The organism is Enterococcus sp. 4E1_DIV0656 (genome assembly GCF_002140695.1).
Taxonomy (GTDB): domain Bacteria; phylum Bacillota; class Bacilli; order Lactobacillales; family Enterococcaceae; genus Enterococcus_D; species Enterococcus_D entomosocium.
Window position 1 is genome coordinate 2,646,420 of the sequence record NZ_NGLF01000001.1, and the last position, 10,111, is coordinate 2,656,530.

The following is a 10,111-nucleotide window of genomic DNA, read 5'->3' on the forward strand; positions in this document are numbered from 1 at the left end:
TTTCCTACGAGGAACGGCTCAATTTAGTTCACTCATCCGTTCGAATGGAAGAAGTGATGAGCTACCTATAGTTTTAAATACTCATAAATAGAATAGTTTGCTTCACCAAAACCTCTTGGCTCATTGCTAAGAGGTTTTTTTGTTTTTACGTGGCTTCAAAATAATTCCAAGAAGGAAAAATCGTTCATGGTTTTTCACAAACATTTTCTCATTCAAGTAACAAATATAGAACTTGAAATGCAAAAAGTGTTACTTGTGAGGTACATCCGACGCACCTTACAATGAACATGTAAAATAAGAAAGAATGAATGGAGTTGAACGTTTGTGAAAAAAATGAAGGCTGCGTTGATGTATGGACCAGGAGATATTCGCTATGAACAAGTAGAGCGACCCTGCTGTCCAGAGGGAGGTTTTCTATTGAAGGTTAAGGCAGTTGGTCTGTGCGGCTCTGATATTCGCAATTTGCTGACCGATTCAAAAGCGGGGCGCTACCCTCATATTTATGGACACGAAATCGTTGGTGAGATCGTCGAAATTGATGAAAATGTGACGAAGTATCAAAGAGGGCAGATGGTTTATGTATACCCTATGGCTCATTGCCTACGTTGCGAAAATTGTCGTAATGGGAAGCACGAATGTTGTACGGAAGCTGAAAGTTACACCGATCTTCAAGGCGGTTTTGCAGAGTATATAGCATATAGTGCAACAAGAGTAGAACGAGGAGCGATTTTTGAAGTGCCAGAAGGACGAGAGCCTATCGCGGCAACATTAGCTGAACCCTTATCCTCCACTTATGCATGCATGGAGAATATTCAGGTTTCGTTAGGCGATTCGGTCGTCATTATTGGTGCAGGTCCAATTGGGGTCTTTTTAGCGATTCTAGCAAGGATTCGCGGAGCAAGCAAGGTAATCGTGATTGATAAAAATGCTGACAGACTAGCTCTTATGGAAGCGTTTAATGTAGATCATAGGATCGATTCTTCCAAAGAAGATCCTGTAGAAAAGGTGAAAGAGTATACGAATGGACATGGCGCACATAAAGTGATTTCAGCTAATCCATCAATAGAAGCACAGCAACAAAGTATTTTTATGGCTAAAAAATGTGGAATTGTCGTCTTTTTTGGTGGTGTAGCAAAGAATCAATTAACGCCTATAGATACGAATGCAGTTCATTATAACAATCTCTGGATTTATGGTCATTATGGTGCAAATAGTATTCAAGTCGAAAAATCTTTCCATTTATCCTTATCTGATCAGTTTCCTGCTGAAAAAATTATTTCTCATGTTTTGCCTTTAGCTGACATCAATCAGGCCATCGAATTGACGAGAGAAGGGAAGGCGTTAAAAGTCGTTTTACTACCAGAAGAAGAGTATAAAATTCATTCTTTATTGAAATCTCAAAAATAGAGTAAGGAAAGGAGGAGAAAGAAAATGAATAAAAAAATTGAGATCTATATTGCTTGTGGTAGTGGGATCGCCACGTCCACGGTTGTTCAAGAGAAAGTCAAACAAATCTTAGCTCAGAGCAACATTCAGGCTTCCATCACCAAAGGGAATATTAATCAAATTCCCTCAAAAGCAGAAACAGTGGATTTAATCTTGGTGACTACTCGATATGTCAAGCCAGTAAAAGTACCGATTCTTCCTGTTTTCAGTTTGATATCGGGAATCAACGAAGAGCAGACCGCGCAGAAAATCGTTGAAGAGTGCCATCGAATTATTAAAGGGGGATAAAAATGGAAGCTGTATTATCAGTTATTCAAAACATCATGGATATGGGGGCATCGGTTATGCTACCCGTTGTCATTTTTATTTTAAGCTGTGTCTTTAGGATGAAAATTGGCAAAGCACTTAAAACTGGGCTTTTAGTCGGCATCGGCTTTCAAGGGTTGGGGCTTGTTGTAGGACTCCTGGGTACTTCCTTGCAACCAGCCATCGATTATTATCAGGAAATGGGATCAGGATATACCACGATGGATGTTGGCTGGGCTGCTGTGGGAGCGGCGTCGTGGTCAGTACCTTTTGCAGCGATTGCTATTTTGATGATCGTAGGATTAAATGTATTGTTTATTCTTTTGAAATGGACAACGGTTATGAATGTCGACATTTGGAACTATATTCATTTTTTGATTCCTGGAGCATTAGCGTATGCCTTGTTTGATAGTTTTTGGCTAGGTTTGACTGTTACGGTTGGCTTATCAATTGTCACTTTATTCGTGGCTCAGTGGTTTGCTCCTAGATGGGAGGCGTATTACGGACTGGAAGGCACGACTTGTACGACATTTTCATTTATTACTTTCGCTTATCCTTTTGGACTATTAGTAAATAAACTGATTGATCTGATTCCTGGTCTTAACAAAATCGATATCAGTTTGGAAAAAGTCGAAAGTAAAATTGGTTTTTTTGGAGATCCAGCAGTTATCGGTTTGTTGGTTGGAACTTTTCTAGGCGTATTGACACGCCAAGAATTTACGGTAGCGATTTTTATGGGGGTTGGAGTTTCAGCGGTGCTAGTACTGATACCCAAAATGGTCTCTGTTATGATGGAAGGCTTGACTGCGATCGGGGAAGCTGCCAAAGAATTTATGAAGAAACATATTGGCGAAGGGAAAAAATTATATATCGGCATGGACATTGCTCTTGGTCTTGGAGATCCGACAGCGATCACAACGACAGTGATTCTGATTCCGATAGCAATATTCTTAGCATTTATTATCCCTGGTATGCATTATTTTCCAGTTGGTGTTTTAACAGTAATCGTATATATGATTCCACTACTAGCATTAGCATCAAATGGCAATCTTTTTCGAACGCTTGTCACTGGCTTTTTCTTCTTAGTTATCGTTCTAATTGGAACAAACACCTTTGCACCTGAAGCAACCGAAATGATGAATGCGACCGGTGTACCTGTGGAAGGGGTTGTGACAGATAGTTTCTGGGGCTACAATTTAGCAAATATTATAATCAGCTTATTTCATCGAATCGTTGGGTAATTGACCAAATGAATAAACGAATTGTTGACAAAATAAATGGCTTAGTGGGAGAGAAATAGTGTATGAAATTTAAAGCAATCGAATTGAATGAGCGCTCCAATATAGAAGTGATTAAACAATGCGGACTTGAACTGCTAAACGAAGGGCTCGTCGGGAATAGTTTTATCGAGTCTTGTATCGAACGCGAACATCATTTTCCTACTGGTCTGCCAGTTGACCCGCCAGTTGCGATTCCGCATACCTTCGATCTCTCTGTGAAAGAATCTTCTGTCTGTTACGCAAGACTAAAAAAGCCTGTGACTTTTAAACAGATGGATACGCAAGTAGATGACTTAGCAGTCGAACATGTATTTTGCATGGCACTAAAAGATGAGCATACCTATATTGAATTTCTTCAAAAATTGATTTTAAGCATCCAATCTCGAAATTTTATTGTTCAATTAAGCAAGTGTGAACCTGAAAAACTTGTTGATTTTCTAAGAGAGAATTTGTCTATTCATTAAGGAGGAGTGCTGTGAGGAAAATTACTGCTGAAATCATCTATCTCCTACTATATAACAAAATAACGAAAATTAGATTGGAGCAACTTTATAAAAACTTGAATCTCTCGCCAAAGAAATTCACGAGTGAAATCAAAGTCTTGAACTCGTTTCTAAATACTCACGATATGCCGCAAGTGAAAATTGAAAGCGGATACTTACAGGTTCCTGATGAACTAGATTGTCAGAAGCTTATCAGCTTGTTTTAGAATTGTCCCCTTACGACTATTCCTTGAATCCTGATGAAAGACGCACATTACTTCTGATCAATTTATTGATAACAGAAGATGTTCTTACGATGGATCATTTTGCTGATTTGTTTTACGTCAGTCGATTAACAATCATCCGCGATATCAATACGTTGAAAAAACAAGAAGTGATCATGAGTAAATATATCGAAACGCTTAGGGGCGAAGGGGTTATCCTTAAGATGAATCAATCGGAGAAAAGAGAGTATTTGTTTACATTGTTTTTAGAAAATATAGACGCAAAAGGATACATCAATTATGTCGGGATGCAAATCCTTCGGGCATTTGACGGGTCAATGGAGTATTTAGACTTTCTGGGATTCATTTTTAACGAGTTAAAGTATGCAGAAAAGTATCAGCAGTTTGATCTTTTCGTCTATATTTTTATCGTTATCAATATGCCCCGCAAAGAACAAGGTGAATCTCCCAAATTTGTCGTTATGTCGGAAAACCTGAGCATACTCATCGATCAAATTGAAAAAAGATTTGATCGAACGATCTCTTTCGAAGACAAACAGGCAATAGCAGAATTTTGTCATTTGAAAAAGCGAAAAAATGTGAAGGATGCTGAATTGTATAATTTGGTCATCTATTTTCTGAATAAAATTGATGAAGATTTAGGGACGACTCTAAAGTACGAATTTGACTTAATTTCTGATCTATACAATCACTTACAAATTATTGAAGAAGAGAACATTATTTTGGATATTGAAAATATCGGTCTTTTGCGGCATCAGTTTATGGATATTATCGTAGCTGTAAGGGCTAATAGTGGTGTCATTGAAAACTACCTGTCCCGATCCTTCAATGAATCATTTATTACTACGATCGCTATTCATATCGCAACTGCCTTAACCCGACAAGAATATAAGATGAGCAAAATCGATATCTGGATCGTGTGTGAAAATTTATCGATAGCGAAAATGATTGCTATGAAAATTAGTCGATACAAGCAGTTCAAAATTATGAATGTGCTAACACTTGCTACTTATCGTAAGATGTGCTTCCGTCAAAAAGCCAATCGTTTAATCTTAACTGCTGATCCTTTGCCTTTTTTGGAAGAGGATGTTTTAAGGATAACACCTTTTGTGACTCAAGAAGATATCCAAAATATAGTAAAGACGGTTGACCGTTTGTTTACGATTAATGAAGAAGAGACTGAAGAAAAATTTGATCAATTTGTCCAACAACCACAAAGAAAATTGCATGATTACTTGTTAAATTCGCATGTTATCAGAATCGACCAAAAATGTTCTTGGGAGCATTCTTTACGCTTAGCAGGGAAAGTGTTGACACAAAACGAGTGTATTGAGCAGAGCTATGTAGAAGAAGTCGTTGAAAATGTGAAACAAAATGGACCTTATATCGTAATAAGTGAAGGTGTTGCTTTAGCTCATGCGAACAATCGGGGAAATGTCCACCGTAGCACGATTAGCCTCTTGACGAATAAACAAAAAATCTCTTACGGATCTGAGGATTATTTTCAAGTGACTTATGTTTTCTTCGTCGCTCTTGTAAGAAGTGAAGAATATTTAGAAATTGTTGAAGATATTATGTTTCTTGGGAAATATGGATTAATTGAAAAATATTTACGTTTTAGACAGGAGGAAGCCGATGGATTATTTAGAAGAAAGGAAATTCATATGTAAGATTGCCAAATCTTTATTTGACAGGAAGCTAACGGATGCTGCTGGTGGCAATATCTCTATAAAAGTTTCAGAAGATCATTTCTTGATGACACCTACTTTGGCATCTGTTCAGTATCTTTGGGAATTAGAGGCAGCGCAAATTCTTTTGGTAGATAAGAAACTATCCCTCATCGAAGGTACTGGTCGCTTGACCAGGGAAATCAATATGCATATGAGTTTTTATCACTCAGATCCACGGATCAAAGCAGTGATTCATGCTCATCCATTAAATTTGATGGTTTACAGTTGTATAGGGACTGATATGCCCATCGTCTGTGAAAACCTTCGTCTCGGACCGGATGCGATCCGTTGTTTGGATTATGCACCTGCAACAACTGAAAAGTTAGCACACTTGGTTGGTGACTACTCTCAAAACATGGTGACAAATGAAGAAAAACTACCTTATGGAATGTTATTGCGAGAACATGGGGTAATTGTTGGAGCCACTAATTTGGCTTTTGCAAATGATTATCTGGAAAGACTAGAAACAAATGCTTATGTGCATTTACATTCGCAAGCGCTTCTCCAGCAGGGCTATGAATATTATACTGACAAAACAAACGTTACCTATGAATCCCATGAATGAAGATTGGAGGAGAGTGGATGAGGGCTGGTTTCTTAATTGGACTGAATGAATTTGAGATTCGAGAAATGGATGTTCCACAATGCCATCAGAATGAAGTGATTGTAAAAGTAGAAGCTTCAGGAATCTGTGGGTCAGATATCCACAAAATGAGTAAAGGCTGGAAATACAAGTTACCCATGATCATGGGGCACGAGATGGCTGGGACTATTGTAAAAGTTGGTCGTTCTGTTCATCATTTAAAAAAAGACGATCGGGTCGCTGTTGTCCCGTTTATTCCTTGTCGTAACTGTGCATACTGTGCTATCGGGAAGTATCAATTATGTACGGACTATATCATGATGGGATCGCAACGGTTTGGGGGATTTGCAGAGTACGTCTCCGTGCCAGCGAGCAATATCGTGAAAATAGGGACTAAGTTGTCTTTTGAAGAAGCGGCCATGATTGAGCCTCTTGCTGTCTCAGCGCATGGTGTTTATGGAATCGAACCTAAAGTGGGCGATGTCGTTGCAGTTTTTGGGTTAGGAACGATTGGATTGCTGACGATCCAATGGTTAAAAATTGCGGGTGTGAAAACGATCATTGGCATTGATATTCAATCAGAGAAACTGGAACAAGCAATAGATTTAGGTGTCACCGATACGATTAATCCTAGTCTTCAAGATCTTGAAACAGAGATCTCCCGAATAACGGATGGTTTAGGCGTGGATATTGCAATGGAATGTGCAGGTACTAAAATAACCGAAGAGCAATGTCTCTTAGTGACAAAAAAAGGCGGGAAAATTGGATTTCAAGGGATCGCTTATTCTGATGTTTTGATTAGACAACGGGCATTTGAAAAAATCTTTCGCAGTGAATTAACCATTAAGGGTTTTTGGAATAGTTATTCTGCGCCTTTCCCAGGTAAAGAATGGTTTGATTCAATCACCTTTTTAGAAAGCGGACGCTTGAGTGTCAGTCATATGATTTCCCATCGCTTTCCATTAGAGGATCTTCAAAGAGCATTTGATTTAGCGGTAAATAGAAGTGAAAGCTTTAATAAAATAATGATCATGCTCTAAAAAAACATTTGAGTACAATATAAACCGATTGTTTTCAAAACCATATTTATTCAGTAAGTTTTAACAAGCTGTATGGATATGGTTTTTTTGATTTGCTACTCTGATTACAGAGGTTGCTCCTTCTAAAACCTGTCCCACTCAAAGACATCGTTGCATTTTCAGAAATGAAACGGTAAACTAGTTGAAAAGATTGGAGGAATGAATCAATGTTAGCTACGAATTTTGGGAAATATACATACAAAAATCCGTTTATGAACGCCTCAGGAGTCCATTGTATGACGATCGAGGAATTAGATGAATTAGCGGCATCAGCAGCTGGGGCATTTGTCACGAAGAGTGCAACGCTAGAAGCACGTGCGGGAAATCCAGAACCACGTTATACCGATTTACCGTTAGGAAGCATCAATTCGATGGGATTACCAAATCTAGGGGTGGACTACTACTTAGACTATGCTATCAAAAAACAGCAGGAAATGACCCAGCAAGCGCCCTTCTTTTTCTCTGTCGCTGGTATGAGCGTGGCTGAAAACATTGAGTTATTGAAGAAAATCCAAGAAAGTGATTTTGACGGAATCACAGAGTTAAATCTTTCTTGTCCAAACGTGCCAGGAAAACCCCAAGTTGCCTATGATTTTCCTTTGACCGATCAAATTCTGGAAACAGTCTTTGGTTTTTTCACAAAACCTTTAGGTGTCAAATTGCCGCCATACTTTGATTTGGCTCACTTTGATGAGATGGCTAAGATATTGAACAAGTATCCGTTAACTTATATCAATTCAATCAATAGTATTGGGAATGCTTTATTTATCGATCCTGCTACTGACTCAGTAGTTATCAAACCAAAAGATGGGTTTGGCGGTTTGGGAGGCGAATATGTGAAACCAACGGCATTAGCCAATGTGCGGGCTTTCTATACACGTCTCAAGCCAGAAATCAAAATTATCGGTACTGGTGGGATTCGTAATGGTCAAGATGCGTACGAACATTTGTTATGTGGCGCTTCTATGTTGCAGATCGGCACAGAGCTGCAAAAAGAAGGACCGGTGATCTTTGAACGATTGACGAAAGAATTAGCAGCGATCATGAAAGAAAAAGGGTATCAATCAATCAGTGAGTTCCAGGGGAAATTAAAAACGATTGATTAAGAACGACTTTGAATGCTTTACTATCCGCTTCTTTTTATAGAAGAAAGGTGGTTTTTAATGGAGAAGTTTCGTAAAACAACGGAGGATGATCTGGTTGAGTTGATGGCGCTTTTTGAAGAAGGCATTGCTTTTTTAAAAGCTCAAGGATCCCCACAATGGCAAAATGGCTATGGCCCAAAAGAAACTCAAATCAAAGAAGATATTGCAAAAGGTGAAAGCTATGTGTTAGTGAAAGATGGGAAAATCGCAGCGTCTGCGGCACTGGTTTCTGGTGAAGATCCTGTCTACAACGCAATTACCGGCGCAGGGTGGGATGGAAACGGTCCATATCTATCCATTCATCGCGTCGTTGTCAGTTCTCATTTTAAAGGGCAAAAGTTAAGCGCCAAATTGCTGCAAGCTCTTGAAGTGGTTGCATTAGAGCAAGGAATCGTTGATTTACGTATCGATACGTATAAAGCTAATATTGGTATGCAAAAGAATATTCAAGCAGCTGGCTATCAATACAAAGGAGAGGTAACATTCCCTTTTCCGAACGGAGAGCGATTGGCTTTTCAAAAACGTTTGACCGCAAGCTAAGCATTCTATTCCATTAGTGTCACTTGGCTGAATTAATGGAATAGTTGTGTCAAAGTGAATTTTTGGTATGAAAATGCGGATAATGGTTGTCAGAATCCTTTCGGCTTGCTAAGATAAGCACGTAAAGGACGGTGCCAAATGAAGAAAAGAATCAAAAAGAAAAAAGCTTATAAAAAATATATCCATGATATTTTTGCGGGTTATGAAGAAATGCTTGAGAATCCAGCGATCAATGAGAAGAAGTTTTCTTATCTGAAAGAAGAAACAACCTTAAAACGAGACGATCAAAATCAGATCCGTTTTCGTACGATCGATATTGATTAAACTACCTATTTTGGGTAGTTTTTTTGTTTATCTCGACTTAGTTGAAAATATTTCAGAAAAAAGCTTGCTCTTTCATTCTTAGAATGATAAAGTATTCAACGTTGGCAATTGAGCCAGCGGGTCAAAAGAGCGTTTGAAAAAACTTCAAAAAAGACTTGACCAAAAATGAAACAGATGATATTATAACGAAGTCGCAATAATAAAATAGTTAATCGATGTTGATACATCAACAAAATTAATTAAAAAAAGTTGTTGACAAATAACAAATCATTTGTTATTCTAATGAAGTCGCTGAGACAGCCGCTGCGAAGTTGAAAAACAACGAGCGAAAAAAAACTTTTAAAAAAGAGTTGACAATCAATTGTCGCTCTGATATGATATGAAAGTTGCTAACACAGCACTGTAGACCTTTGAAAACTGAACAAAGCAAGCAAACGAACCAATGTGTAGGACGTTTCAATTTATTGAAACAAATACATGCAAGCAATAGCTAGCAAAGTTAATTTTTATGAGCTTAATGACCGTATGGTCATTCAAACAAATCATTATGAGAGTTTGATCCTGGCTCAGGACGAACGCTGGCGGCGTGCCTAATACATGCAAGTCGAACGCTTTTTCTTTCACCGGAGCTTGCTCCACCGAAAGAAAAAGAGTGGCGAACGGGTGAGTAACACGTGGGTAACCTGCCCATCAGAAGGGGATAACACTTGGAAACAGGTGCTAATACCGTATAACACTATTTTCCGCATGGAATAAAGTTGAAAGGCGCTTTTGCGTCACTGATGGATGGACCCGCGGTGCATTAGCTAGTTGGTGAGGTAACGGCTCACCAAGGCAACGATGCATAGCCGACCTGAGAGGGTGATCGGCCACACTGGGACTGAGACACGGCCCAGACTCCTACGGGAGGCAGCAGTAGGGAATCTTCGGCAATGGACGAAAGTCTGACCG

At 38.8% G+C, this 10,111-nt stretch carries 10 protein-coding genes, 1 pseudogene and 1 other annotated feature; all 11 genes and pseudogenes read left to right on the plus strand.

Annotated features, from left to right (window positions below; translation table 11 throughout):
* Window positions 1-333 precede the first annotated feature (333 nt).
* Window positions 334-1,407, plus strand: a complete 1,074-nt coding sequence (locus tag A5882_RS12510) for an alcohol dehydrogenase catalytic domain-containing protein (RefSeq protein ID WP_034878878.1) — start codon at window positions 334-336, stop codon at window positions 1,405-1,407.
* A gap of 24 nt (window positions 1,408-1,431) precedes the next feature.
* A complete protein-coding gene (locus A5882_RS12515; protein WP_005236235.1) occupies window positions 1,432-1,734 on the plus strand; it encodes a PTS sugar transporter subunit IIB in 303 nt (100 codons plus the stop codon).
* Between the two features lie 2 nt (window positions 1,735-1,736).
* A complete protein-coding gene (locus tag A5882_RS12520) occupies window positions 1,737-2,993 on the plus strand; it encodes a PTS transporter subunit IIC (protein WP_086372857.1) in 1,257 nt (418 codons plus the stop codon).
* 62 nt (window positions 2,994-3,055) lie between these two features.
* The gene (locus A5882_RS12525) at window positions 3,056-3,496 is read left to right on the plus strand and encodes a PTS sugar transporter subunit IIA (RefSeq protein ID WP_008381342.1); all 441 of its coding nucleotides are present in this window, start codon (window positions 3,056-3,058) and stop codon (window positions 3,494-3,496) included.
* Between the two features lie 334 nt (window positions 3,497-3,830).
* A pseudogene (locus tag A5882_RS20260) lies at window positions 3,831-3,890 on the plus strand (hypothetical protein); the annotation flags it as partial.
* Window positions 3,891-3,914: 24 nt separating this feature from the next.
* Window positions 3,915-5,429 (plus strand): PTS sugar transporter subunit IIA, encoded by a 1,515-nt coding sequence (locus tag A5882_RS12530; RefSeq protein ID WP_254908487.1) that lies wholly within the window; start codon window positions 3,915-3,917, stop codon window positions 5,427-5,429.
* Window positions 5,395-6,054 carry a class II aldolase/adducin family protein gene (locus tag A5882_RS12535; protein WP_008381340.1) on the plus strand — a complete coding sequence of 220 codons (660 nt, stop codon included), beginning with the start codon at window positions 5,395-5,397 and terminating at the stop codon, window positions 6,052-6,054. Before A5882_RS12530 ends, A5882_RS12535 begins: the two co-directional genes overlap by 35 nt.
* Before the next feature lie 17 nt (window positions 6,055-6,071).
* Window positions 6,072-7,112, plus strand: a complete 1,041-nt coding sequence (locus A5882_RS12540; protein WP_008381339.1) for a galactitol-1-phosphate 5-dehydrogenase — start codon at window positions 6,072-6,074, stop codon at window positions 7,110-7,112.
* 206 nt (window positions 7,113-7,318) lie between these two features.
* The gene (locus A5882_RS12545; RefSeq protein WP_008381338.1) at window positions 7,319-8,257 is read left to right on the plus strand and encodes a dihydroorotate oxidase; all 939 of its coding nucleotides are present in this window, start codon (window positions 7,319-7,321) and stop codon (window positions 8,255-8,257) included.
* A 57-nt stretch (window positions 8,258-8,314) separates the two neighbouring features.
* Window positions 8,315-8,836 carry a GNAT family N-acetyltransferase gene (locus A5882_RS12550; RefSeq protein WP_008381336.1) on the plus strand — a complete coding sequence of 174 codons (522 nt, stop codon included), beginning with the start codon at window positions 8,315-8,317 and terminating at the stop codon, window positions 8,834-8,836.
* A 138-nt stretch (window positions 8,837-8,974) separates the two neighbouring features.
* Window positions 8,975-9,160 (plus strand): hypothetical protein, encoded by a 186-nt coding sequence (locus tag A5882_RS12555; protein WP_005236216.1) that lies wholly within the window; start codon window positions 8,975-8,977, stop codon window positions 9,158-9,160.
* Between the two features lie 589 nt (window positions 9,161-9,749).
* Window positions 9,750-10,111: a sequence feature (16S ribosomal RNA rRNA prediction is too short), on the plus strand.